Annotated in this window: 23 protein-coding genes and 1 pseudogene; 16 read left to right on the top strand and 8 right to left on the bottom strand. The window is 40.4% G+C overall.

Annotation, left to right across the window (positions count from 1 at the left end):
* The 3 genes from U2718_RS30260 to U2718_RS30250 all read left to right on the top strand — a co-directional run.
* A partial coding sequence (locus U2718_RS30260; protein ID WP_411813390.1) for a TonB-dependent siderophore receptor occupies nucleotides 1–1,165 on the top strand: 1,165 nt, incomplete at its 5' end.
* A gap of 72 nt (nucleotides 1,166–1,237) precedes the next feature.
* A complete protein-coding gene (locus tag U2718_RS30255; protein WP_342001214.1) occupies nucleotides 1,238–1,414 on the top strand; it encodes a DUF559 domain-containing protein in 177 nt (58 codons plus the stop codon).
* 268 nt (nucleotides 1,415–1,682) lie between these two features.
* Entirely contained in the window at nucleotides 1,683–2,498 is an 816-nt protein-coding gene (locus tag U2718_RS30250; RefSeq protein ID WP_342001212.1) for an iron-siderophore ABC transporter substrate-binding protein, read from the top strand.
* Nucleotides 2,499–2,563: 65 nt separating this feature from the next.
* Here the strand turns inward: U2718_RS30250 and U2718_RS30245 are convergent.
* The 4 genes and pseudogenes from U2718_RS30245 to U2718_RS30230 all read right to left on the bottom strand — a co-directional run.
* Nucleotides 2,564–2,686: pseudogene (locus U2718_RS30245) on the bottom strand (transposase); the annotation flags it as partial.
* Nucleotides 2,687–2,702: 16 nt separating this feature from the next.
* Nucleotides 2,703–3,746 (bottom strand): ABC transporter ATP-binding protein, encoded by a 1,044-nt coding sequence (locus U2718_RS30240; RefSeq protein WP_342001210.1) that lies wholly within the window; start codon nucleotides 3,744–3,746, stop codon nucleotides 2,703–2,705.
* 226 nt (nucleotides 3,747–3,972) lie between these two features.
* The gene (locus U2718_RS30235; protein ID WP_342001208.1) at nucleotides 3,973–5,556 is read right to left on the bottom strand and encodes an iron ABC transporter permease; all 1,584 of its coding nucleotides are present in this window, start codon (nucleotides 5,554–5,556) and stop codon (nucleotides 3,973–3,975) included.
* Between the two features lie 70 nt (nucleotides 5,557–5,626).
* Nucleotides 5,627–6,703, bottom strand: a complete 1,077-nt coding sequence (locus tag U2718_RS30230) for an iron ABC transporter substrate-binding protein (protein WP_342001207.1) — start codon at nucleotides 6,701–6,703, stop codon at nucleotides 5,627–5,629.
* A gap of 698 nt (nucleotides 6,704–7,401) precedes the next feature.
* Here U2718_RS30230 and U2718_RS30225 point away from each other — a divergent pair.
* Entirely contained in the window at nucleotides 7,402–8,439 is a 1,038-nt protein-coding gene (locus U2718_RS30225) for a hemolysin family protein (protein ID WP_342001206.1), read from the top strand.
* 92 nt (nucleotides 8,440–8,531) lie between these two features.
* Here U2718_RS30225 and U2718_RS30220 read toward each other — a convergent pair whose 3' ends face one another.
* The 3 genes from U2718_RS30220 to U2718_RS30210 form a co-directional block, all read right to left on the bottom strand.
* Complete coding sequence (locus U2718_RS30220) at nucleotides 8,532–8,870, bottom strand: DUF952 domain-containing protein (protein WP_342001205.1); 339 nt, start codon at nucleotides 8,868–8,870, stop codon at nucleotides 8,532–8,534.
* Between the two features lie 66 nt (nucleotides 8,871–8,936).
* The gene (locus tag U2718_RS30215; RefSeq protein WP_342001204.1) at nucleotides 8,937–9,353 is read right to left on the bottom strand and encodes a KGK domain-containing protein; all 417 of its coding nucleotides are present in this window, start codon (nucleotides 9,351–9,353) and stop codon (nucleotides 8,937–8,939) included.
* 389 nt (nucleotides 9,354–9,742) lie between these two features.
* Entirely contained in the window at nucleotides 9,743–11,254 is a 1,512-nt protein-coding gene (locus U2718_RS30210; protein WP_342001203.1) for a thioredoxin-like domain-containing protein, read from the bottom strand.
* Nucleotides 11,255–11,359: 105 nt separating this feature from the next.
* Between U2718_RS30210 and U2718_RS30205 the strand changes: the two genes are divergently transcribed.
* The 11 genes from U2718_RS30205 (at nucleotide 11,360) to truB (ending at nucleotide 25,326) form a co-directional block, all read left to right on the top strand.
* Nucleotides 11,360–12,277 (top strand): glutaminase, encoded by a 918-nt coding sequence (locus tag U2718_RS30205; RefSeq protein ID WP_342001309.1) that lies wholly within the window; start codon nucleotides 11,360–11,362, stop codon nucleotides 12,275–12,277.
* 465 nt (nucleotides 12,278–12,742) lie between these two features.
* Complete coding sequence (locus U2718_RS30200; RefSeq protein ID WP_342001202.1) at nucleotides 12,743–13,804, top strand: vWA domain-containing protein; 1,062 nt, start codon at nucleotides 12,743–12,745, stop codon at nucleotides 13,802–13,804.
* A gap of 107 nt (nucleotides 13,805–13,911) precedes the next feature.
* Entirely contained in the window at nucleotides 13,912–15,951 is a 2,040-nt protein-coding gene (gene ligA / locus U2718_RS30195) for an NAD-dependent DNA ligase LigA (protein ID WP_342001307.1), read from the top strand.
* A 161-nt stretch (nucleotides 15,952–16,112) separates the two neighbouring features.
* Complete coding sequence (locus U2718_RS30190) at nucleotides 16,113–16,745, top strand: restriction endonuclease subunit R (protein WP_342001201.1); 633 nt, start codon at nucleotides 16,113–16,115, stop codon at nucleotides 16,743–16,745.
* Nucleotides 16,746–17,017: 272 nt separating this feature from the next.
* A complete protein-coding gene (locus U2718_RS30185) occupies nucleotides 17,018–17,479 on the top strand; it encodes a hypothetical protein (protein ID WP_342001200.1) in 462 nt (153 codons plus the stop codon).
* A gap of 187 nt (nucleotides 17,480–17,666) precedes the next feature.
* Entirely contained in the window at nucleotides 17,667–18,305 is a 639-nt protein-coding gene (locus U2718_RS30180; protein ID WP_342001198.1) for a TetR/AcrR family transcriptional regulator, read from the top strand.
* Nucleotides 18,306–18,415: 110 nt separating this feature from the next.
* Nucleotides 18,416–19,591 carry an enhanced intracellular survival protein Eis gene (gene eis / locus U2718_RS30175; RefSeq protein ID WP_342001196.1) on the top strand — a complete coding sequence of 392 codons (1,176 nt, stop codon included), beginning with the start codon at nucleotides 18,416–18,418 and terminating at the stop codon, nucleotides 19,589–19,591.
* Nucleotides 19,592–19,604: 13 nt separating this feature from the next.
* On the top strand, nucleotides 19,605–20,627 hold the full coding sequence (locus U2718_RS30170) for a DMT family transporter (protein WP_342001194.1): 1,023 nt from the start codon (nucleotides 19,605–19,607) through the stop codon (nucleotides 20,625–20,627).
* 520 nt (nucleotides 20,628–21,147) lie between these two features.
* Nucleotides 21,148–22,806: an alpha/beta hydrolase gene (locus U2718_RS30165; RefSeq protein WP_342001193.1), complete on the top strand. Its 1,659-nt coding sequence runs from the start codon at nucleotides 21,148–21,150 to the stop codon at nucleotides 22,804–22,806.
* Nucleotides 22,807–23,519: 713 nt separating this feature from the next.
* Entirely contained in the window at nucleotides 23,520–24,416 is an 897-nt protein-coding gene (locus tag U2718_RS30160) for a DUF1963 domain-containing protein (protein ID WP_342001191.1), read from the top strand.
* A 28-nt stretch (nucleotides 24,417–24,444) separates the two neighbouring features.
* Nucleotides 24,445–25,326: a tRNA pseudouridine(55) synthase TruB gene (gene truB, locus U2718_RS30155; protein WP_342001189.1), complete on the top strand. Its 882-nt coding sequence runs from the start codon at nucleotides 24,445–24,447 to the stop codon at nucleotides 25,324–25,326.
* A 124-nt stretch (nucleotides 25,327–25,450) separates the two neighbouring features.
* Here the strand turns inward: truB and U2718_RS30150 are convergent, their stop codons facing one another.
* The gene (locus U2718_RS30150) at nucleotides 25,451–25,744 is read right to left on the bottom strand and encodes a hypothetical protein (RefSeq protein ID WP_289792461.1); all 294 of its coding nucleotides are present in this window, start codon (nucleotides 25,742–25,744) and stop codon (nucleotides 25,451–25,453) included.
* 86 nt (nucleotides 25,745–25,830) lie between these two features.
* Between U2718_RS30150 and U2718_RS30145 the strand changes: the two genes are divergently transcribed.
* Entirely contained in the window at nucleotides 25,831–26,796 is a 966-nt protein-coding gene (locus U2718_RS30145; protein WP_342001187.1) for a GNAT family N-acetyltransferase, read from the top strand.
* Nucleotides 26,797–26,892 lie beyond the last annotated feature (96 nt).

Below are 26,892 nucleotides of genomic sequence, written 5' to 3'. Positions count from 1 at the left end.
GTTTCGATATGGGAATCTTGTCTATGATGGTGATGGAATTAACCTTGGCACTCGACTTTTGCCCGATAATCGTACCCTGCTGAGATCATTCGAGAATTTTGATAGCCAGTATAGTGACTATAGGCTTATGACCAATATTGTTGGCAGGTTTTCGACTGGTTCGATCAAGCATCAATTACTATTTGGTATCGATCTAGGAAGGTTGGAGAACAGTGATAGTTTTACGAATAGATCGGGTGCGCCAATCGACTTATTCAATCCAATCTACGGTCAACCACCTGGAGCGATTACATCTAGAGGCGATACAAATATCTTGACAGATGAACTTGGTATATTGGTGCAAGATCAGGTGACGCTCGCAGATAATTTGAAGTTGCTCTTGAGTGGTAGATTTGATACCTTTACGCAAACCGACAGGGACTTTCTCGCCGATACAAAAACAAGTCAATCAGGGAACGCCTTTAGTCCGCGTGTGGGAATTGTATATCAGCCGATACCGCCCATTTCTCTCTATGCTAACTACAGCCGCTCGTTCGAGCCAGCGATTGGTAGAGCCTTTGATGGCAGCGACTTTGAGCCTACAAGGGGTACTCAGTATGAAGTTGGGGTGAAAGCAGATTTGAATGACAGGCTTTCAACTACACTGGCTTTCTACGATATTACCCAATCGAATGTTCTAACCGACGATCCAGATAATATAGGCTTCTCTATTCAAACTGGAGAACAGCGCAGCCAAGGAATCGAACTTAGCATTGCAGGTGAAATTTTACCGGGGTGGAATATCTTTGCCAGTTATGCTTACAACGATGCTCGCGTCACCAAAGATAATAGCATTCCAGTCGGCAATCGCGTACTACAGACGACTCCTCATGCTGCAAGCTTATGGACAACCTATGAAATTCAACAAGGAGACTTGCAAGGTTTGGGGTTTGGTTTGGGACTTTTCTATGTGGGCGATCGCGCCGGAGATACTGGAAATACATTTGAAGTACCCAGCTATTTAACAACAGATGCTGCTATTTTCTACAAGCGAAAGGGATTCCGTGCTGCTCTCAATATCAAAAACCTCTTCGACGTGGACTACTTTGAAAATGCCTTTAATCGATTGCGGGTCTCTTATGGTGCACCATTCACAGTACAAGGAACTATTTCCTTTGAGTTTTGATTTTCCCCAACCTTACAACCCCTGTCAATGACGACAATAACCTAAACTGGTACGTTTGTGGTTGACTTCTAAGTGCCTGAACTCAAATTAGACATTGAAACTGATGGTGATAGTCACTTTAAATCCGTAGAAACCAAATATGACCAACAGTGGCAACTGTTTGTTGAAGCGAAGGGAATTTGTGTAGCAAGGTTTACGAATGAACAGGTGGATCAACAAGTGGATGAAGTATTACAGGCGATCGCGTAGCGTCTCCTTTGGAGAGTCGCTCAGAAGATTCGTCAGTTGCTGCCTTGAACCAATGCTAGCTTCCCTGCTTTGCAAACGGGAATGGAGGGGCGTAAGTCAACGGCTATTGCTATCACTACTCACAGTTGTGATTGTCTCAGCTTGTAGCAGCACAGTTGTTGATCGTAGCAAAATGTTGAATGCTAAACTAACCTCAACTTCCTGCCTAGTTGTACAGCATATAAAGGGAAACACTTGCATCCCTCTAAATCCACAACGAATTATAGCTTTGTCTCAAACTGATCTTGGTCATCTACTTGCTTTGAATACCAAACCTGTTGGGGCGTATCTACAGTATGAAAATGTAGATAATATGCTTTACCTTGGGGAAAAGCGAGATGGAGTCAAGCTGATGTACGGCTCCCAACTTAATTTAGAACAAGTTGTATTACTCAATCCCGACCTAATTATTGTTATTTCTCATGGGACATTTAACGGAATCTATAACCAGTTGTCACAAATTGCTCCTACAGTAGTTTTGCCTTGGATGGAAACCAGAGGCGATTGGAAGCAACACCTCAAAGATGTTGCCAGGGTGCTTGAAAAAACAGAATTAGCCACTCAACTTCTAAATGACTACGATCGCCGTGTTCAAAAATTGAAGCAAGTATTGAGTGTAAGTTCTGCGGCAGATCATGAAGGAGCAGTTTCTACAAAAGAGAGTCGCCAACAACCCATTCGAGCATCATTTTTATATGCTTCCGGTGGCCAACTCCGTTACACACGCAAAACCTTTGGGAATAGAATTTTGGACGAACTGGGATTACTAAAACCGATATCTGGAATATTGAATATCCCAAATTCTATGATTTCTGAAGAAACTCTACCAGAAATTGATAGCGATATTCTTTTTCTTGCTACTTATAGTGAAAATGACAGCTCTGTCATAAAACAACTTCAACGGAAGCCCTTATGGTTCAAGCTCAAAGCAGTGCAGCAAAATCAAGTGTATTTTGTGAATTCCAAAGTCTGGTATGGATTTAATATCCTTGCAGCTCATGCGGTGCTGGATGACATCGAGAAGTACATAGTTAACACTCCCTGAACCCATGCTCTTTGCTAAGTTAGTTTGGGTTGCCCAAGCTATTTTTGCTAGCTTGCCTATATTCACTGGAATTCGGAGTTGAGAATTTCACTGGCGACAAGGTTAGGAATTTGTGTTACCCATCTTACCCAGTTATCGGGTGCGAGACTAATTAACCTTTTGGTGCTGACATCTGCGGGTTTTGTCATCGGGATAACTTTGCCATTATTTACTTGGAAAAATTCGCACCGCATCATCTGCAATCGATAATTGTACCCGTGTTCCTTCGGCTATGGCTGTATCAATCATTGTTCGAGCGTGTAGTTCTTTGCCAGAAGGAGTTTGCAAACAATAGCGATACTCACGTCCTAAAAATCGCCGCGTGCGGATTACTACGGGAGCATCTGTAGCTGGCTTTAAGATAAAGTCTTCTTGGCGAATCATCATTTCGCCAATTTCATGGCTATGACTAGCTTTAACGGCGAAACAACCAATTTCTGTTTCCCATAAATTACCTTGACGGCGGGCAGGCAAAAAATTAGCTTGAGTGACAAATTCAGCAACAAATCGGGAGGCGGGATGAGTATAAATTTCTTCTGGCGTACCAATTTGTTCTAAATGCCCCTGCCGCATTACACCCACAGTATCAGACACAGCGAGCGCTTCTTCTTGATCGTGGGTAACAAAAATAGCTGAAGTTCCCGCAGCTTTAAGAATTTCTCGTATTTCTTCTCGCAATTGTAACCTAACTTGGATATCAAGATTGCTCAAGGGTTCATCCAAGAGCATGAGCTTTGGTTGGGGTGCTAAGGCACGAGCGAGGGCAACGCGTTGTTGCTGTCCGCCAGAAAGTTCGTAAGGATAGCGTTTTTCAAAGCCTTCGAGTCTGACAAGGGTAAGTACTTCTGCTACACGTTTTTGTATTTGTTGTTTACCATAGCCTTTCAACCCAAAGGCAACATTTTCTGTAACTGTCAAATGGGGAAACAAGGCATAATCTTGAAAAACAATGCCAATGTCACGTTTCTCCGGCGGTATCCAAGTAGTGCGATCGCCAACTATTTGCCCGTCTATTTCTACTATTCCCGTTTGCGGACGTTCAAAACCACCAATGATTCGCAGTAGTGTAGTTTTACCACAACCAGATGGGCCGAGTAATCCCAAGATGTTTCCTGTTTGTAATGTCAAAGATACGTTCTTGACAGCAGGAGTTGTATTTTCTGAAAATTGCTTGGTTACGTCCTGTAAACGTAGAATTACTTTTTGCATAGTTAAATTAATGTCAAAAAAGCAAACACACTATGATTAAAGATAAGAAATTTTCTTAAAAGCAGCTGCACTGGCGACATACCATCCGCTACGAATGAAATAAACAAGTTAATATTTCTTTCCTTCTGCCACCTGCTGTCTGCCTACCTGCGCTCTTGCGCGCAGCGACTTGGTGCAAGTAGCCGCTTTGCGTCTACTGCCTTATTTTTTTTCTTTATCTTAAAATTTAAGTTTTAGTATTGAGTTTTTCTTGTGATAACACTAATAGAGTAGAACCAAATGAAACTAAAAGCATTGCTAGTGAGGCAGCAGCAGCATCGGCAAAATCAACGTTTTCTGTTGCTTGCCAAATTTGTACTGCTAAGGTGTTAAAGCCAATTGGTGCCAATAGCATAGTTGCGGGTAGCTCTTTAATTGCCGTTATAAACACCAGTACTGCTCCACTTAAAACTCCTGGGTGGACTAAAGGTAGAGTCACTTCTGTTAGTGTTTGCCAAGCCGATCTGCCTAAGCTGCGTGCTGATTCTTCAATTTGGGGATTGACTTGTAATAGCGAACTGCGAACAGTACCAACTGACTGCGGTAAAAATAATACCAAGTATGCAAAAATCAACATTGGTAAAGTTTGGTACAGCAGTGGCAGATAATTGGCACCAAAAAACACTAACGACAAGGCAACTACAATTCCCGGTACACCAAACCCAATATAGGAACAGCGTTCAATTATCGCAGTGATGCGACTGGGAAAGCGAACTGAGAGAATGGCGATTGGTAAGGCGAATATAATTGTAGCTGCGGCTGCGAGTCCTGCTGCCAAAACTGAATTGAGAACTGCTGGTAACAAATTGGGAAAAGTATAGCCACTATTTAATCCCCGTATCAGCCAAAATATAGTAATCCCGACTGGTAACGCTACACCTAAACTACAAATTAAAAGACAAAAAGCGAAAGCAGGCCATTTCCAGATTCCTAATTTGACAATTTTTGGCAGACGCCTAGATGCAGAGCCGCGACTGTAGTAAGCAGCACGCGATCGCACTCGATACTCTAACCATAAAATTAACAGTACCAGTGCTACCAACATCAAAGACAAAGCAGCTGCTGAGTTACGGTTAAAACTGGCTTTGTATTGCACAAAAATCGCCCGCGTAAAGGCATCAAACCGCATCAGAGAAGGTGTACCAAAGTCTCGCAAGGCATACAGTGCTACCAATAATCCGCCGGCGATCGCCGATGGATTCAACTGCGGCAAAATCACCCGAAAAAAGGTTTCTCTGCCGTTGTAACCCATACTGTGAGAAGCTTCTTCCAAGGAAGGATCTAAACCTTGTAAGCCAGAACGCACACTTAGCAGCATATAAGGATAAGTAAAAAGTGTAATTGCTAATATTACTCCCGGCCAACCGTAGATAGAAGGCAACTCTTTAACGCCTAGAGGTTCAAGTAATATCTGCAAAAAACTGCCACGTGGTGCTAAAGTCGCAATTAGTGTAAAACTTCCCACATAGCTAGGTACTGCTAGGGGCAACGTAGTCAATATTAACCACAAGCGCCGTCCTGGTAAATCTGTCCGCACGGTTAAAAACGCCAGTGGTAGGGCAATCAGGGCAGAAAAAAATGTCACAATTGCTGCCATCACTGCACTGTTGACAAAAATCATCAGATTGCGAGGGCGAGAAATCAATTGCCACAACTCTTCCCCACCAATACCGGCAGTGCGAATGACTAGGTAAACTAATGGCAAGGCAATGGCAACTGCCACTACCGCTGCCGCTAATGTGAGAAATAATGGAGGGCGAACCGCTTTCAACTCCTACAAAACTCCTGCCTGCTGTAGTAATTTCAGAGTTGTTTCCAAATCAGATAATTTTTTAAACCAGTTAAATGACTTGTACTTGCTGCAACAGTTTAAGTGTGGCATCTAGATCACTGAGATTACTTAAGTCAATTGCTTTAGCTTGCTTGGGAAGTTGATCGAGCGATTTTAAGTTTCCTTTGGGAACAACTCCTGAAGCGAGTGGGTATTCAAAAGTTTTATTTGCAAAGTAGTCTTGCCCATTTTTACTGAGCAGAAATTCGACAAATCTTTGGGCAATGTTAGGATGTTTGGCTGTATTTAAAATTGCCACTCCTGCCACATTTACCAAGGAACCCACATCATTGGTAAAATGATGCTCTACAGGAGCTTGAGCATTTTTTCGTTTAAATTGCTCTAGATAGTAATGATTAACAAAACCGACACCAACTTCACCACGACTGAGAGCTTCTACGATTGAAAGGTTGTTGGGATAAACTTTAGCATTATTGGCTTTAATTCCTTCCAACCATTTCCTAGCTCGTTCCTCTCCTTCAGAAATCCGCAAGGCAGTCACAAAAGATTGAAAAGAGCCATTTGTAGGCGCCCAGCCAATTCTATTTTTCCATTTCGGTTCAGTAAAGCCAAAGATGGATGCTGGCAATTCTGCTGGCTTCACTAAATTCGTGTTGTAATCTACAACACGTACTCTGCCGCTGACACCTACCCATCTACCTTGTGGTGAACGGTAAGATTGGGCGACTTGATTCAGAATTGAGGATGGTAACTCTATAGCTTTACCAGCTTTTTGAATAGCTCCTAATGCACCAGCATCTTGAGCAAAAAACACATCTGCTGGACTATTTGCTCCTTCTTCCAAAATAGCTGCTGCCAATTCAGCTGTATCACCGTAACGAACTTGCAACTTAGCGTTAGTTTGTTGTTCAAACTGTTTAACCAGTTCGCCAATCAGTTTTTCGTTGCGCCCTGAGTAAATTACTAACTCTTTTTCTAATGCACCACCCGTGGTTCCTGCTGGGGTAGCTTGTGGGGATGTTGCCTCGTCACCAGCAGTGGGAGTTTGATTCCCATCACAAGCGATCGCTAATCCACCACTAATAGTCGCTAATCCAGTTAAGTAGACAAACTGCCGCCGCTTCATCAAATGTAACCTCCAGTTCAAACTTAGCTTTGGAAAAGCTGCTAAAAAAGTAATCGAATATAATTCTTATCAAAATACGAGGCTTTTATTGCCAAAAATTTATTGTATCAGGAGAAGGCTTGCTTTCTCACTCAGTTATAATAATCATTTAATTACTGTGAAAACTTTACCTCTAGCTTATGTTATTGAGAATGATATCAATTAAATTTGACAAAATTCTAGATCCAATTTTGGTCAAACAAATAAAAATCGCTTGAGAGCAACGGCTTTATGGATTGTTTTTTCACCAATTGTTTTGATTCACTGAAATCTTGTATCAGCCATAATAACCGTTAGGGGGAATTTCCTAGCTCACAGTGTAAGTCCTCTCAAAAAGAATCAATACCTATTCACGAAGGTTTTCAGTCCAGTAAAATGGACTTAAGCTATTAGCCTAGTACCTCAGTTCTGGGCGTAGTTAGAGTGTGAGAGTGAAGTGCAAAATTTGAGTTAAACTTATACTCCACATAGCGCTCTCAAAGCGTTCAATTCATCAAGATAAGACTTCTATTTGATTTTGGAAAAAACTCAGTACACTTTTATTCTTTCTTGTTTGTTCTATATTTCCTATCTCCTACCTCTACAAGTGATTCAGTAATCAACTTGGATTGCTGGTGTCTGTTTCCCTCTAGTTTCTCTTCCCATTTCTGGGAAAAATTATGCTACAGCTGGTTTTTGTGATATTTTCTGTTCTTTTCGGTTCAGCGCTTTGTTCTAGTTCAGAAACGGCGCTGTTTTCTGTTTCTATACTTAGAGTCAGACAATTAGCTCAATCAAATCACCCTTCGGCGATCGCGCTCTTAGCAATTCGTGAAAATATGAATCGTCCGATCGCTACTATTGTCATTCTGAATAATACTTTCAATATCATTGGCAGTATTCTCACAGGTAATATTGCCACTAGAGTATTGGGAAATGCTTGGCTAGGTGTGTTTTCTGGTGTTTTGACTTTCCTAATTATTGTCTTTGGTGAAATTATCCCCAAGACAGTTGGTGAACGTTACGCAGAACGAATCGCTTTACTTGTCGCATTGCCTGTAACTGCACTATCAATTGCTTTTACACCTCTTGTTTGGGTTCTAGAAACTGTGACTGCACCTTTTACAAAAGGTAAAAAGCCGCCAACCACGAATGAGGCTGAAATCAAACTTTTAGCAAATATCGGTCAACAGGAAGGGATAATTGAAAGCAATGAAGCAGAAATGATTCAAAGAATATTTCGATTAAACGATTTAACCGCATCTGATTTGATGACACCTCGAATTATACTGACATACCTCAATGGAGATTTGACTTTAGCAGAGGCAAAAAAAGACATTATCAACTCACAGCATACGCGAATTATTGTAATTGATAACTCGATTGATCAAGTTATTGGATTTGCTTTAAAACAAGAATTACTAGCAGCAATTGTTGAAGGTAAAAATGACCAAAAAATTGTTACTATAACTCGGAAAGTCCGCTTCGTTCCAGAATTAATTCGAGCCGATCTACTGTTGAAAGATTTTATTGAAGTCCATGAACATTTAGCCGTAGTCGTAGATGAATACGGAAATGTTGCTGGTGTTATCACCTTAGAAGATGTACTTGAGGTGATAACTGGTGAAATCGTTGATGAAACTGACAAGAGTATTGATTTAAGAGAAATTGCACGCAAGAAACGAGAAAGAATTTTGCAGTCTATGGGAATTTCGTAAGATATCATTCCCTATTGTCAAGACAGAAGTCAAGGGCATGAAAATATTTCTTTTTCTGTTCCCTTTTCCCTGTTCCTTATTCCCTTTGATTTTTATACTTCTTTTGGTAGTCGAAATAATCCATCTTCATTTGGTTCAAAATCAATCACTTTGAAGACAGCATCAATATTCAAGGCACCATAAATATGAGGAAATAGTTCGTCTAATTCAGTATTTTCATAACGAATTTCTGCCTTCACCTTTTCAGGATTAATAAAAAGAAGTACTAATCCTGTTTGATTGGCAAAAATGTAGTTAGCCACTCTAGTTATTTGCTGTGGTGTAGAACAATGAATAAAGCCTTCAGATTCAAAGCTTTCGCTTTGGTAGATGCCAGCAAGTTTTGCTTGCTCCCACTGTTTTCGTTTCGTAATGTGGAGAATGGTGTTCATGAAAATTTATAAGCTTAATAGAGCAGGTACTACCTATCTGGTAATTCCAACTGCTAGTTTGCCCAACTAGTTTTCAGATAATATTTTATATATATCATCTAAAAGAGGATCATGTTCTATTATTTCTTCAGGATGAAACTCTAAATAAACTTGATTTAGATTAGAATCGATAACTGATATACATACCTCAATCTTTAGCTTTCCTTTTTGCCAGCCTTGGCTACCAATTCTTAAAATATAACCATTAATACTATAGTTGTATTGAATTTCATTGAGATTAATTTGGTGTTCAGCTAAAGAAATTAAACTAAATAGCTCAACTATAGAAACACCAGGCTCAAGACTATTAGATTCATAAACACATCGTTGTAATCTCTGTTTAATGTGTTGCTCAACTAAATCTTTTAATCTACTAACTTTAAATGTATCTTTACCCAAAAGTACAACATCATCACAGTCTAGTGGTATAAATTTATCAGTCATAATAGTTCAGGCACAAAAATTTATGATGACCAATATTCATCATAATTTAAACTAGTTTAATAGCATAATCTGCCATTTATTTAACATCAACTTAAGTTAAAGTTTTTATAAAATAACCTCATAATCAAGCTAGTTTAATAACTATTTTTATACAAATTATCTTAAAATAACTCAGTATGATTTTTGTACAAATAGCTGGTGAGTAAAGGTTGTACTATTTCTATACAAGGGTGCGCCAAATTAAAAATGGCACAAATAAAAGTTAAATTATGGGAGTCGTTTCGAGATAGAGATTTTAGAAAGTTAGAATTAGACAATTTACTCAAATACCTTTGCTGCCTATTACACGAGGGTGTGTATCCTTTAAAATCATAGCGATCGCCTCTTTACTACAGTGGGATACATACATCTGGAGCACATAATCCAGCAAATTCCAATGTTGTCACCACCAGCGTATGTAAATCCACACGTCGAATAACATGATTATTTGTATCAGCAATGTATAGCAAAGAATTAATTACACTCAATCCTGAAGGTTCATAAAAGCGGCTATTCTTACCCTGCCCATCTTCCAAACCAGCCACACCATCTCCCAATATAGTTTGGCAGTTACCTGTATTGGGACTAACTAATTTAATTTTATGATTGTAGGTATCGGCAACCCACAGATAATTTTGAGCATATTCTATTCCTAAGCAGTGCTGCAACCGAACTGCAAAACCCTGCCCATCTGTATCACCAAAGCCAAATAACGCCCCACTACCGCAAATAGTTCGCACTGTTTTTGGTTCTACCAGTTTCACACCTCGAATGGAGCTAACTTCACTATCAGCAATATATAGTTCTTTCCCATCAGTAGTGATGCCACTAGGTTGAGCAAAAGCAGATTCATGAAGCGAACCATCTACACAAGCTTCTGCACCTGTACCAGCATAGGTTTTCACAGTACCGCTTTCTGAGTTCATTTCCCAAATTTGATGCGACCCTGCCATAGCTATAAATAGGCTATTTTCCAGCTTTTGTAAATCCCAAGGAGAATTTAGCGCTATTTCCAAAGCAGCACCACCGTGAGGATAAATATTACGGCTTTGTTTACCTGTTCCAGCAATTGTTTCTACTGTCTGGCGCTGCAAATCTACACGACGCAAGGCATGATTTTCTGTATCTGCAACATATAAAATTTGATTTTCTACATCAAATGTCATTCCCTGGGGTGCAAAAAATTGTGCTTCATGAAAGCAACCATCGACTAACCCAGGTTTCCCAGTGCCGATTATATGCAGAATTTCTCCGTCTAAGGTAGTTATAACCAAACGGTGATGCCCAGAATCGGCAATGAACAATCCTGCTATTGTTGCTAAGACTTTACCGGGAAAAGCTAACGGTGTAATTAGGGGTTTTTGCTGTTTTTCTAGAGTAAGTTGGAGTTCTTGAAAATTGATAGTGCCTTTTTCTTGGTGTTGGTGAATTAACTTTTCTACCAGTTCATCTAAAATATCAAGATTTCCTTCCCCAGATAACGAGCCTACTACGTATCCTTCTGGATCGATGACTATCAAGGTAGGCCAAGCACGCACAGTATAATCTTGCCAGACTTTAAAACCACTGTCTATTAATACTGGGTGTTCGATGTCGTAGCGTAAGATAGCTTGGCGGATGTTCTCGGTTTCCTTTTCGTGATCAAATTTGGCGCTGTGTACACCAATAACTGTGAGGCTGTCTTTGTATTTCTGTTCTAAATATTTCAGTTCTGGTAGGATGTGCAAACAGTTGATACAACAGTATGTCCAAAAGTCTAAAATAACGATTCTGCCCCGGAGTTGTTTCACAGATAAGGGTTTTTCTGTGTTGAGCCAAGGGTAATTTTGTGGTAATTCTGGCGCTCTGACACGGGGAGGCATAACAATTAAAAATTAAAAATTAAAAAAATTTTGGGGTGGCGATCGCTTACTCTTTACGGTACATCTTTTACATTAACTATAAATACTCTGATCGCTATAGCAGCTTTGAGAAAATTAGAAACACTCACCACCACCGAGTTATCAGCCTGGATACAACAAGCCAAATTGCAAGCATATCAAGGACAAGTGACTGAACGCATCCCTCAGTTGGCTGTAGCTAATTCTGATTGGTTTGCAGTTCATATCTATTGTGCATCGGGGGAAGATTTCTCGGTAGGGGATACGGCTTGCTTATTTCCACTGATGAGTGCAATTAAGCCATTTTTGCTACTGTACTTGTTAGAGCATTTGGGGGCAAAGACGGTTTTTGAGTGGGTTGGAGTTGAGCCATCGCTTTTAAGATTTAATTCTCTTGAACAGCTACTTGCTGATGACAGACGCCCCCGCAATCCGATGATTAATAGTGGCGCCATTACTCTTGCTGATAAGTTGCCTGGAGACAATGCCGGCGATCGCACTCAGCGTTTATGCGATTGGCTAAATCAACTTGCAGGTAGTCAACTCAAGTTAGATGAGGTGATGCTGGCTTCTGTACGTTCAGCAGCTTCTCAAATTAATCAAGCAATTACCGAAAATCTTGCCCAAGCTGGGTATGTGAAGAATCCAGAAATAGCCCTTGATACTTACGAGCAAATATGCTGTTTATCTGGAAGAGTCGAGGATTTAGCGCTGCTAGGAAAACTTTTGGCGTGTGAAAGTAAATTAATTGCACCACAGCACCGCCGCATCGTCAATGCACTCATGTTTACCTGCGGGATGTATGAGGCTTCTTTCCAATATGCTCTAGAGATTGGATTACCGATGAAATCTGGCATTAGTGGCACACTTGTGGCTGTAGTACCTCATCAAGGCGGAATCGCTTGCTACAGCCCTCCCTTGGATAATGCAGGTAATTCTCCAGGAGCGATCGCTTTTGTTAAAGCTTTGTCTAGCGGTTTGGGATTAAGTATTTTTGGGGGCTAGTACAAGAAGGCAGAAGACAATAAGGGTATTTTTTCTGAATTTTGGCTAAATAATTAATACAAGATAAATTCAATAAATATGCTGCTACAGTATATTTTTTTACAGTATAAAATTTATATTATTTTCACTTAATCTGATTTTTACAATATTAAATAATGCACTGATTAAGCTATTGAATTGACATCTATTTTAGCGGGTGTTATGAACAGAAACTTTTTGAATCATCAATTTTGAATCATCGATTTTGCTGATTTCATCTATGAAAAAGTTTTGCATAATGCTAAAACTTTTGTAGAGACACGATATATCGCGTCTCTACATTCGGTAATGCTGAATCATCTGTATGCATCTTTGATTGTAAATACTGTTTTTGATTGCAATATTAAGAGATTTTGCAAGTTTATTTCGGGAATTTTTTGTCTCTAGTTTATAACTTCTAAACAATTCTAATTTGAATTAAATTTTATGAACACCAAAATTGAAGTAGTTTTCAGCTTTGATACCACTGGCAGTATGTATCCTTGCCTAACTCAGGTAAGAAGAAAAATTAAAGAAACAGTTACACGACTGATAGGCGAAATTCCCCATATAAAAATTGGGATCATCGCCCACGGAGATTATTGCGATCAAGGCTCTACTTATGTAATTAAAAATTTTGACCTTTCTAGTGATGTAGATGCTATTTGCGATTTTGTCCAAAATGTAGAACCAACTGGTGGTGGTGATGCACCAGAATGTTACGAACTAGTATTACATGAAGCACAAGATTTAAATTGGTCAGATACATCCTCAAAATCACTGGTTTTAATTGGAGATGATATTCCTCATCCACCAGCGCATAATCCCAAAAAATTGAATTGGCGGGAGGAGATTGATAAGTTAGCCAAGCAAGAAATTATGGTTTATGGAGTACAAGCTCTTAATCGTTCCCACGCCACTCCTTTTTATAAAGAACTAGCTGAAAAATCAGGTGGTTTTCATGTTAATCTTGACCAATTTTCCTACATTACTGACTTATTTTTAGCAGTTTGTTATCAACAATCTTCTGATGAACAACTACAAGCCTACGAACAAGAAGTAATTAATCAAGGACGTATGAGTCGTGGATTAAATCAGATATTTAATTCCATGATGAAGCGAGAGGGGACATCTTATTACGAAGCAGCAGATTTAAGGGCAGTTTCTCCAGGGCGTTTCCAGATTTTAGAAGTTGATAAAGATATTTCAATTAAAGTTTTTGTTTTAGAAAATGGTTTAAATTTTAAAGTCGGGCGCGGTTTCTATGAATTCACGAAAACTGAAACTATCCAAGGTTATAAAGAAATAATTTTAATGGAGAGGACGACGGGTGATTTATTTGAAGGGGAAGCAGCACGAGAAATGTTAGGGCTACCTGTTGGAGGAACAGTTCGGATCAAACCCAGTAATCTGGAAAAATATGCTGTTTTTGTCCAAAGTACCTCTGCTAATCGCAAATTGATGGATAAAACACGTTTCCTCTATGAAGTAGAGGACTGGCATCGGTAAATTTGTTTAAGCTATTAGCTGGAAGTCACTATGCATTAGGGTGCGTTAACGTGGTGTAACGCACCTGTTTGCTGATATTGATTGTTGATGGAGGGAGATAGATTTTGGTGGAACCGATCGCATTGGAAGTAAAACAGCGAATCCAGGAACTAAGACAACTATTGCAGAAGGCAAGCTACGCCTACTATGTCCTTGATTCTCCAATTATGGAGGACACTGTTTACGATCGCCTGTATCGAGAATTGCAGGATCTAGAAACCAAGTATCCAGAATTGGTGACACCGGATAGCCCTACTCAACGAGTGGGCGAAAAACCAGCAACACAGTTTACTTCGGTGCGCCACAATATCCCACTCTACAGTTTAGAAAATGCCTTTAGTGTTGATGAATTACAGACTTGGGATCAACGCTGGCGGCGACAGCTACCTGCTCAAACAGAGGCAGAATATGTCTGCGAACTGAAAATTGATGGTAATGCCCTGGCTTTAACTTACGAAAATGGCGTTTTAACCAGAGGTGCAACTAGGGGTGACGGGGTGATGGGTGAAGATATCACTCAGAATGTGCGGACAATTCGTTCCATTCCTTTACGGTTAAATTTAGAAGGGCTAGAAAATGTTGAACGGGTAGAAGTGCGGGGCGAAGCGTTTTTACCCCTAGATGTGTTTAAACAAATTAACGAAGAAAGACAAAAAGCGGGAGAGTCTCCTTTTGCCAATCCTCGCAATGCTGCTGCTGGTACACTCAGACAGTTAGACTCTCGGATTGTGGCACAAAGAAGACTAGATTTTTTTGCCTACACGCTGCACATTCCCGGTATGGATGATGCAAGTATCGCCAATACCCAGTGGGAAGCCCTAGAGTTGTTACAGAAGATGGGTTTGAAGGTTAATCCTAACCAGCGTCTGTGTTCTTCTATAGAAGAAGTTGCCCAATATTACCAATACTGGGATACAGAGCGGCTGAATTTACCCTACATGACTGATGGGGTTGTAGTAAAGATAAATTCCTTTAAGCTGCAAGAACAGTTGGGATTTACGCAGAAGTTTCCCCGTTGGGCAGTGGCGCTCAAATATGCCGCAGAAGAAGCACCCACCCGCGTAGAAAATATTGCAGTGAATGTGGGAAGAACAGGAGCGCTTACCCCTCTAGCAGAAATGCGCCCCGTGCAACTGGCAGGAACAACCGTTTCCCGCGCTACTTTACACAATGCCGATCGCATTGCTCAGTTAGATATCCGCATTGGTGATACAGTTATTGTTCGTAAAGCCGGGGAAATTATCCCAGAAGTCGTGCGCGTGCTTACAGAATTGCGCCCCCCAGACACAAAACCTTTTGTCATGCCCAGTCATTGCCCCGTGTGCGGGCAACCTGTAGTGCGGGAGATGGGTGAAGCGGTAACTCGGTGTGTCAATGCTTCCTGTGCTGCTATCCTCAAAGGGGCAATTGAACATTGGGTGAGCCGTGATGCTCTGGATATTCGCGGTATTGGCGAAAAATTGGTGCATCAGCTTGTGGATAAAGGTTTAATACATTCCGTTGCCGATTTGTATGACTTGAGCGCCCAACAATTGTGTAACTTGGAACGAATGGGCAAAAAGTCGGCAGAAAAATTGGTAGATGCGATCGCTCAATCAAAAAATCAATCTTGGGCAAGGGTATTGTATGGTTTAGGCATCCGTCATGTTGGTAGTGTCACTGCTCAAACATTGACAGAAAAGTTTAAAAGTGTCGAACAATTAAAGGCAGCACGAATTTCTGATATTGAAGGTATTTACGGTATTGGTGCCGAAATAGCCGAGTCTGTCTATCAATGGTTCCACATTGATGCAAATCTAACTTTGATTGAACGCTTGCAAGTAGCTGGATTGCAATTTGCTACCAAAGAAGATGATGCAGAAGTGAAGAATGGCAATCAAAAATTCGCTGGTAAAACTTTTGTAATTACAGGTATTTTGCCAACTTTGAAAAGAGATGAAGCAAAAGCATTGATTCAAAACGCAGGTGGGAAAGTTACTGATTCTGTCAGCAAAAAAACAGATTATTTAGTTGTGGGAGAAGAAGCAGGATCGAAGTTAGCAAAAGCTCAATCTTTGGGAATTAAGCAGTTTAATGAAGCCCAATTGTTGGAGATATTGGAGGGATAATAAGAATAGAAGATATATAAAAAACTCTGGAATATCATTTCTCTATGAAGATTCCCAAAATAAAGCTTGGGGCAGTAGATTTAGTTCTCATAACTGCATCCTGATAGTGTGTCAGATTATTCTATTCTATTAGAAATCTCTATTCTCAAATCCCTAAAACTATGACGCAAACTATCCAAGTAAAAGATATTGATTTACGCTACTTAATCGATAAATTTAGTCTTAATTTAGTTTTGGATAACCAATTTTTCCTCGAATGGCAAGAAAATTTACCAGAAATTACTGATTTGGATAAATTACTTCTAGACAAGGTAAAAGCAGGCTATTTTAATCTGATTAATTATCCACCTTTACTAGAAGATGTTGTTAGAATGGCAATTGTCGATCCAATACTTTTTATTGGAGATTTTTATCTGGCTCCTTTTTATGTAAAATCAGAAGAACCTATAGATATTGCTGTGCCAGATGACGACGATGCAATCATCAAAGGAAGAATAGACACCTTAGTTCTAAAAGACCAATTCTGGGTAATGATTATTGAGTCAAAAAAACCCTCGTTTTCGATAGAAGCAGGGCTTGCACAAATTCTTGCCTATATGTTAGGAAATCCGTATCCTGAGAAACCCAGTTTTGGCATGATTGCTACAGGTAGCGAGTTCATTTTCGTTAAATTAGTTAAAGAAAATCCACCGCGTTATGCCTTATCGAAGGGGTTTTTAATCCGGAACCCTGGCAATGAATTGTACGATGTGCTTCGCATTCTCAAGCGCCTAACTCAGTTAGTGAGTGCTTAAAGCTTTTGTTTTTTTGAGAGTTTTATCAGTTAATATCTCTGGTTTTGTTGCTTGTGTTAACGTAACGTAACGCATCGCTTCCTTCACGTACTAATAATCTTGTATTTCGACACAGGCACAGTAGTTTGCTAATTTATAGATCCCCGCGAGGTATCTGAACGCCTGCGACTCGTATAGTTCAGTGTATCAATTTCATAACATTTATTGGCAATTTCTCTATATTCATGTCAATATACATGACACGAATATAAATACCAATTAGGTAAAGTCTTATGCTTCACCACATTTCCATCGCCGTTGAAAATCCACAACACGTAGCCGAAGTATTAGCAGAATTGTGGGGTGGTTGTGCCTATCCTTTTCCCATCTACCCCGACAGCTACATCGCTTTTGCAGGGGATGCTCATGGTACTGCAATTGAAGTCTATCCCATTGGTAGCGAACTTATGCCTGGTAGATCAGATTTACCAGATTTGCAATTAAAACACTCTGGCTCTAAATTTAGCGCCACTCATGCTGCTATTTCCGTACCTTTGAATCAACAACAGATTGAGAAAATTGCCCAACGTGAAGGTTGGCAAGCCCAACTCGGCGATCGCGGGACATTTTTCCAAGTGGTTGAACTGTGGGTAGAAAACAGCATCTTGCTTGAACTGTTAACCCCAGAAATGGCAGCACAGTATGTTGCTTTTTCCACTCCTGAAAACTGGGAAAAGCTTGTACTGGCAGTTTAGCCAACGGAACTGGGCATTATATTATGTAACCATGATGCAGGCGATCTAACCAAACGATGAGGGCGAAAGTTTAGCCCACGGAGGTGGGCTTTGTACGTATAGCCCCACTCTTCTAGAGTGAGGGCATTTTGATTTTAAGAAAAGACAAATGCGACAATGAGATGAAATTCATTTTAGAATTGATTTCATGAATGCTGACACGAACCGTCCAGAACGATCGCCTCGTTCAACACGCACTTACAACAGCCAGCTGCGCAAAAAACAAGCCTCCCAAACGCGCCAACTGATTTTAAAAGCATTAGCAGAACAACTAGCTAATAAAGGTATTAAAGATTTTGCGATCGCTGATGCCGCTCAACGTGCCGAAGTATCTCCTCGTACAATTTATCGTTATTTCCCCAATCGAGATGCACTGTTAGAAGCTTTAGGACTATGGATAGACGAGCAGTTGGGAGATCCTCCTTATCCCAATTCTGTGGATGATATTGTGGAGATGATAGAAAAAGTCTTTCCCAAATTTGACGAACAAGCTACGTTAGTGCAGGCATTGTTGCTATCGGAGTTGGGCAAGTCAGTGCGCTCCCGGCTACGCATCAAACGGCGAGAGTCTGTTGCTCAATCGCTACAGCCAGTTGTTGAACACCTAGATGCAACTGAAGCAAAAGCAATATGCGCTGTGATCCAACATCTGGCAAGTGCAGATATGTGGAACACTATGAGAGATGAATATGGGCTAGAGGGTAAGGAATCAGCCAAAGCAGTTGCTTGGGCTATCCGCACACTAATTACAGAGTTACAACACCAACAAAATCAGACATCTGCTTAGGTTTGAGAAAAATTGAACTTCCTCCATTGGGGTGAATCAATTGGGTGATGCACTATGTTACCGTCTCTTGTAGTATGTTTGTAGTTTAGTGGCTCTAGGCGGTAGGTGCGATGACGCTTGAATTTGAATACAGCACGCTTGCCAATTCAGAAGATGTGAAACGGTTCGGGAAAATCCTTGAACAGTGTTTTATTGGCACACCAGCAGATGAAAATATCTATATCAACAAAATTGGTGTGGAAAATTTCCGTGTTCTTCATCAACAAGGGCAAGTTGTTGGCGGGTTGGCTCATCTTCCTATGGCTCAGTGGTGGGGTAATCAAAAAGTGCCGATGACAGGAATTGCCGCAGTTGGTGTTGCTCCAGAATATCGTGGTACAGGAGCGGCTATTACTCTGATGCGGCAGACTGTTCAAGAACTTTATGCCAAGGATGTACCAATCTCCGTGCTTTTTCCAGCCACACAACGCCTATACCGCAAAGCAGGATATGAGCAAGGAGGTGCTTTTTGTAGTTGGGAAATTCCTGCTAAGAGTATTCAATTGAGCGAGCAACCACTGCCTCTTGTCACCGTTTCATTTGAGCTTGAGCTATTTAATGACATTTATCAACAACAAGCAAAACTTAACAACGGAAACCTAGACAGATATAAAGCTATTTGGCAGAGAATCATCGAGCCAGATGAAAAGGAAGCAACCTACACTTATGCGATCGGTTCGGCAGATTATCCTCAAGGCTACATTATCTTCAGTCAACATAGTACAGAGAATGACACAATCTTGAGAATCAAAGATTGGGTAATTCTCACAGCTGCTGCGGCACGAACTTTCTGGAGTTTTATGTCCAATCATCGATCGCAAATTGATAAGGTGCGCTGGCGGGGATCTACAATCGATGCCTTAACATTGTTGTTACCAGAGCAAACTGCCAAAATTAGATCTACAAATTACTGGATGTTGCGCGTGCTCAATGTAGTCAAAGCATTAGAAAAGCGGGGTTATCCACTAAGCGTTGAAGCCGAACTGCATTTAGAAATTCAAGATGACTTGTTAGCAGAAAATAATGGTAAGTTTATCCTTTCTGTTGCCAATGGACGTGGTGAAGTTACAAGCGGTGGTAAAGGTGAGTTGCAACTAGACATTAGAGGATTAGCACCGCTATACACAGGCTTATTTACACCATTGCAGTTACAGTTAGCAGGAAAACTGGATGCGACAGAAACAGCCCTGTTTGCAGCCACGCAAATATTTACAGGAGCATCTCCTTGGATGCCAGATTTCTTTTGACTAATGATAACCAATGACTCAAATACACCAAACTTCTGGGCGCTGGCGTTTGGGATTAGCGCTATCAATATTAACTGTTTTCTTATGGGGAATTCTACCAATAGCACTAACAGTGACACTACAACTGCTAGATGTATATACCCTTACTTGGTTCCGCTTTTTTATTTCCTTTGTTTTGCTCGCGATTTATTTAGGTTGGCGAGGAAAATTGCCGACATTGATACAATTGCGTTCAACTTCTTGGAAGTTGTTAGTTATTGCAACTATTTTCTTGGCTATTAATTATATTCTCTATCTCCAAGGTTTAGCACTTACTTCGCCTTCTAATGCTCAAGTGATTATTCAATTAGCACCTTTACTGATGGGTTTGGGAGGTTTAGTGATTTTCCGGGAACATTACACATTAAGTCAGTGGCTTGGTGTAACTATTTTAATTGCTGGTTTTATTCTATTTTTCCACGACCAACTATTTCAGTCTTTTGTCAAAGTTTCTCAATATACTAATTTGCCCATGACAAATACATCTATACAAGTAAGTGACTTTTTTATATCTAATGATAAAGCAATTATCTTTAGTGCATCCAAACAATATTTAGTAGGTAGTAGTTTTATTGTACTAGCAGCAGCAACATGGGCAGTTTATGCTCTAGCACAAAAACAGTTATTAAAATCTTTATCTTCTGCTAATATCATGCTGATGATTTACGGAGGGTGTACTTTATGCTTCTCTTTATTAGCTAAACCAAAAACAATTTTTACACTTGATTTATTTCACTGGGGAATGTTAACTTTTTGTGGCTTAAATACTTTAATTGCTTATGGTGCTTTTGCTGAAGCTTTAGAACACTGGGAGGCATCGCGAGTTAGTGCAGTACTGGCTTCTACCCCCATTGTTACTTTCTTATCAGTTTGGGTTGTATCAGTCATATCACCAAATTTAATTAACCCTGAGCAAACTACACTAATAGGAATATTTGGAGCATTTTTAGTTGTAGCTGGTTCGAGTGCGATCGCCTTGAAAAAAAAACGTAATTAATGAGTAATTTTATATATTTTTACTGTATTTATAAGTCAATCAATAGTATTTTTGTATTTATTTTTTGTCTAAAATAGTATCTTTTTTTGGAATTTGTTATGATGTTATTGTTAGCGAAAATTAATTGATTCGAGTGACAAACTATAAGTAATTCAACTCAGTTCTTGCACTAGTTCTAACAGCCTGGAGGCAAAGCCTTGAAACTCTTGTTACCAGGTTGAACCTAGTAACGAGAATTAGAGCAATCTGGCTCTCTACATCTAAGTGTATAAGTTATCAGCAATTTTTGTAAGGTGGGCAATGCTTAGAGTTTATTCAAAATCTTATTTTTAGATTATGAGCATTGCCCACCCTACGGTGATGGGGAAAGTTACAAATTGAAGTTAAATATTGAATTTGGTAACGAGAGAAAAACCAAAAAATTTCATTAAACTTTGAGGCGCATTAGATTCATAAATCCAGGGTGTAGATTAACTAACAAAACGCACGCCTCATCCAACAAAATTCCCTTACATAAACAATGAACAGCTTTTTTGGTAAGTGGAATCGCACCCTAAGAAAAAGTTGGGTGTTGCTAGTTCTCTCGATGCTGCTGCCAACTTTTGGATTAAGTTATTCTGCTTTGAAAGCACAGCGCATTTATGCATATTACTCTGTCTTAGAATATTCCATCCCAGTGGCAGATTTAGAAAAATTCGCCAAAAACGGTGTAGTTGACGAGGAGTTGGCGTCTTATTTACAGTTTCTCAAGCCTAAACAGCTTCAAGAATTACGGCGGGCATTAATTACTCCAATTAAAGTCCATCCAGTGGCGGTTTCGCAATTTCTTGACACGCCGCTCGGAGAATTTCTGCTACATAGGTTAACAGAAGCGATCAAAACCAAATCTAGCCAACCAAAAGCAGGATTCGCAGCTTTACGGTCAGCGTTAATATTAGCAGCCAAGGAGCCAGATGGCTTAACGCTTTTGAATGTAGTGCGTAAGTATCCCAGTTCCAGCATTCAAATTGACTTAGCACGTACCCTAAAAATAATAGCGGAAGTGGGAAAAATGCTCGACCAAACCAACCGCGCTATTGCAGCAGTTTCCCAACAGGAAGCAAAAGAAGCCGCTATTATTCCATCATTATTTAATCTCTCCCAGTTACCCGATCTAACCTCTCAGGGAAGATTTGGATTAACAAAACAGACACTGAAGTTTTTCGATCCAGCACGTACAAGACTGCTAGTGACTGATATTTATCTTCCCAAGATCCTTACTAAAATACCTGTAATCCTGATTTCTCATGGTTTGGGTACAGACAGCAGTAACTTTCAATATTTAGCTACTCACTTAGCTTCTCACGGTTTTGCTGTTGTTGTTCCCAACTACCCCAGTAGCGACATTGAACAATTGCGATCGCTCGTAGATACCAAAGTAGCTGATGTGGCAATTCCCACAGAACTTTACCAGCAACCTCTGGATGTAAAATACATATTAGACCAGTTACAAGCTGATTCTCGGTTTAACAATCGGCTAAACTTACAACAGGTTGGGGTATTTGGTCAATCTTTAGGTGCTCACACAGCTTTAACCTTAGCTGGTGCAAAAATTAACATTGAGCAACTAAAAAGAGACTGCAATCAAAAGGTACTCAAAAAAACTTGGAATCTGTCGTTGCTACTTCAATGTCGCGCCCTAGCAATACGTGATGATAATAACGAGGAATATAACCTGCACGATCAGCGAGTCAAAGCTGTAATTGCAGTTAATCCAATTACTAGCAGTATTTTTGGTGAAGTAGGCTTACGTCAAATTCAAGCTCCAGTCATGATTGTCGCTAGTAGTGATGATGCGATCGCCCCTGCTGCTTACGAACAAATTTTGCCTTTCTCCTGGATTGCCAATTCACAAAAGTATCTTGTTCTACTTAGAGGTGGAACCCATTTTTCCGTCATTGGTGAGGGTAAAGAAAGTACCGAGCAAGTCACATTTCCTCTGGGTTTAGTTGGAGACAATCCCCAGCAAGCACATCGCTATATGAATGCTTTAAGCCTACCTTTCTTTAAAAATCATGTGGCTGGAATACCAAAATATTCTCTCTATCTAAATGCCACCTATGCTAAATCTATTTCTTCTAACTCTAACCAAGCTATGGGTTTGAGCTTGATTCAATCTTTGACATTTGATCATAAGTAGAAGGCAAATGACAGTAGAGGTGATAGATGCAACAGCAACTACTTACAGAAGTCACTACGCGCCTACCCTCTAGCTAGAAAATAGGGAACAGGGAACACAAAGAGGTATTTTCATACTTGGTTGTACCAAAACCGGGCGTGAATGGCTGACTCGAAAGAGGGTTTAGGGGAAAGAATCCTCTTTCATCTTTTGTAGGCGAAACTTGTTTCATCGAGACTGCCTTCTCTTGATAAAAACTTTACATAACTTCCGGGCAATCGCCTGTATTTTAGGATGCTAAAAGCTTTATCTTAGCGACTGGCAACAAGAATTTGTAGTTAATTTGACAAGAATACATTTTTTAAGATTTTAAAAAGAATATATTGCTGTTCTCAATTGCTTACGATCAAGTAGCCAACCAACGATATACTTTGCTGTTAAATACACATAAGTTTTGATTTTGATTAAATCAACTATGAAAGCAGTCACTCTTACTGCTGTGTTGCACTTTATTAAGAAAATGCTATATTGAGCTATTGCAAAATCCTCAAAACCGCAAAATTAAATATAACTCATAACATTTCTATAAAGTTTCAAGTTTGCAGTTCGGAACTTTAACTCTTTTTGACTGAGTTTAGTGCCTTGCAAGAACTCTTGAAGCTTAATTCCTTCGCTCGCTTCCGTCGTTTAATCATGATCTGAGCCGATAGTTGATGTGGTGGAGAAAAGAGTTCATGCATTTGAAAGTAAAAGAGCAGTTCAAACAAAAGTTAAGCTGTGTTAAACGTTTGGCATTCAAACCGATAATTCAACCAGGTGATGGTAGTTTGACTGCATCAAAATTCGCTGGAAAACCGTGGCTGAATGCAGATGAAAAATGGCCTGTTTGCCCAAACTGTAATCAGCCTATGCAGTTTTTTCTTCAAATCAATCTTGACGAACTTCCTCAAAATGCAAAAAATATCTTTGGAACTGGAATTTTACAATTATTTTATTGTACTAATGTAATTGAAATTAAGCATGATACGGGATTATTTGGCACAACAATTGAAGAATGTGAAAAATTAAAGGAATATGCGACTAAAAATTTACCACTACCTGAGGGTATTGCAGGCACTGTAGTAGATTGGGAAGGAAATATCGGAAAAATCAAATTTGTCGTATATAAAGATTGTGTTTCCGACTATGACGGTTGGTCTCCATTTTCACAATGCCAATTGGTTAGAATTGTACAACCAAATCAGCATCCAGCAGAATATGAAATACCAGAAATCGAAGGTTTATTTCCCGCTAAATTAATTGTCGATTGGCAAGAGGTAGATGACTACCCCAATTGGTTGGAAATAGATGACTTTCAAATTCCATTAGATGAAGATGAAGAAGATATACTAGATGATATTTTAATGGAAGAATTTCATCAAAGCGGAGATAAATTAGCAGGTTGGCCTGATTGGATTCAATATCCTGAATATCCAAAGTGTCCTACTTGTAATCAACCAATGAATCAATTGGTATTTCAGATCCAATCGGATGATAATATACCGTATACGTGGGGTGATGGAGGAGTAGGTTATATCCTTCAATGCCCACAACATAAAGAAGAAGTTGCTTTTTTATGGCAATGCACTTAAATTAGCAACTGACCTCAATTATTTTCCCGTGCTAGGCTTCCTTAATCTCAACAAACCATTTGACTGGACTTCTCACGACTGTGTGGCGAAGACAAGAAAACTTTTACAGGTAAAGCGAGTAGGACACGCTGGCACCTTAGATCCAGCTGCTACCGGAGTTTTGCCGATCGCAGTTGGTAAAGCAACTCGCCTTTTACAATATCTTCCCACAGACAAAGCATACAAAGCCACTATCAAGCTGGGTGTGCATACCACAACCGATGATTTACAAGGAGAAATCATCACCCAACAACCAGTCACAAACTTGAGTTTAGAAACAGTTAAACTCGCACTGCGACAATTTGAAGGGAAAATAGCGCAAATCCCACCTAGTTACAGCGCTATTCAAGTACAAGGAAAACGCCTGTATGAGTTGGCACGCAAAGGTAAAACGGTAGAAGTACCAGTGCGAACGGTGGAAGTATTCAAAATAGAAATTTTAGACTGGCGAGAGGGAGAATTTCCTGAAGTTGATGTAGCGATCGCCTGTGGTACAGGAACTTATATTCGGGCGATCGCTCGTGATTTGGGTATAGTCTTAAACACTGGTGGTACGCTAGCTGCTTTGCAACGTACTGCTAGTAGTGGCTTCTTTTTAGCAGATAGCCTTACTTTCACTGACTTAGAAACACAACTGCAAACCGGAACTTTTCAACTTCTTCCCCCCGATGCAGCTTTAGAGCATTTGCAATCTACTAATTTGAATACAATAGACGCACGGAAATGGTGTCAAGGTCAAAAAATAGGCGATCAAGGAAATTCTAATGGTGAAATTTTGCGAGTTTACGCTGAAGACAGGCGCTTTTTGGGTATTGGACAATCACAAGATGACTTATTAACTCCAGTAGTTGTATTGGAATCAATTTCATAGGAATGAAATAGTCAACCGCATAAGACGCAAAGCACATGAAGAATTTGCTTTTCTAAGCGAGAAAAAATCCAAAAAATTTCTCCGCGTCAGGCTATTATGATTAAGCCTTGAAATGAACATGATATCATTCCCAAGTTGAAACATCTCGCAGCACTTCTGGAATTTCTACAGAAGAGGGAAACTCTAACACAGTTTCTCGAAAACCCAAATACCCAGACTCAGTAAACGACATTAGCATCCGCGCCAGTGCTAGCCAAACTTCTGATTCGTATTCCCAATCACCATATCGAGATGCCTTACCCGCAATTGAACGCAGCGCCCAAAAATAACTATTTCTCACCACAGAACCGCCTTTTTTAAACTCTGGTAAGTCTTCGTGGTGCAAGAAAAGTACGTCGTTTTCAATACTGGCTCTCATACCTCTATCTTAAGATAGATAATGCTAATTTTTGTATTACAATTGTAATATGATTGAATGCACTCTACCAAAGATAGCAATTCAGTATGATAGCGCTAACGACACGCCTTTATCAAGGCGAATCGGATTTACAGGCGATCGTTGACTTACTAAACGCCTGCGAGCTCGTCGATCGCCTGGAAGAATGGGCATCAGTATCCACTTTCCGAGTAGGGATGGAAGATCCATCCGTCGCTCAGGTAAAAGATATTCTACTTTGGGAAGATAGCGACGGCAAGCTAATAGGTTTCAGCCAGATGGGGATTCCTGCGGCGGGACAAGAAAATGATGGCTGGCTTTGGTTTCGCGTCCATCCGCAAGCCCGCGACGGCAAGCTCGAAAGAGAAATGATCGCCTGGGGAGAACGGCGACTGCGCGAAGTAGCGAGCGAACGCGGGGTAGTCATGAAATTCCGTTCTGAGCTGCGCGACAAACAGCGCGATCGCATTGCTTTACTAGAAAGTTGTGGGTTTATTTGCGAGCGCTGTTTTCTGAGAATGGCGCGATCGCTCCTCGAACCGTTTCCAGCACCTCAGTTACCTGAAAGATTTACGCTGCGCCAGACGCTAGGCGAAGAAGAAGCCCAAGCCTGGATCGAAATGCACCACCAATCGCGTATCGACCATTGGGGCTATTATCCCTTGACGATGGAAGAGTACCAGTATTACCTTAGCAACCCCAATTACCAACCCGAACTAAATTTAGTTGCCGTTGCTCCTGATGGCACCTTAGCATCCTATTGCGAGTGTTATATCTGTCCAGAAGACAATGATCGCAACGGGCGAAAGGATGGCTGGATTGGCGATCTCGGTACGCGGCGAGGCTTTCGCCGCAGGGGATTGGGACGAGCAGTGTTATTGGCGGGAATGGATCGCTTAAAAGCGGCAGGAATGGAAACGGCAAGACTGGGTGTTGATGCCCAAAATCCTAACGGTGCAAAACAGCTTTATGAGTCTGTCGGCTTTCATCAGCTTGATGCGTTCCTTGTTTATATCAAAGAAATTGGAAAGTAATAAGTAGAAGCCAGATGGCAGTAGCCGCTATGCGTCTACTAGCAGAAGTCGCTGCGCACCTACCGCAGTTAGGGAAAAAGTTATTTCCGTCTACTT

This window comes from Chlorogloeopsis sp. ULAP02 (assembly GCF_038404745.2).
Lineage (GTDB): Bacteria > Cyanobacteriota > Cyanobacteriia > Cyanobacteriales > Nostocaceae > Chlorogloeopsis.
Note: the sequence above shows the minus strand (reverse complement) of the source record. Positions and strands in the feature narration are given on the sequence as shown.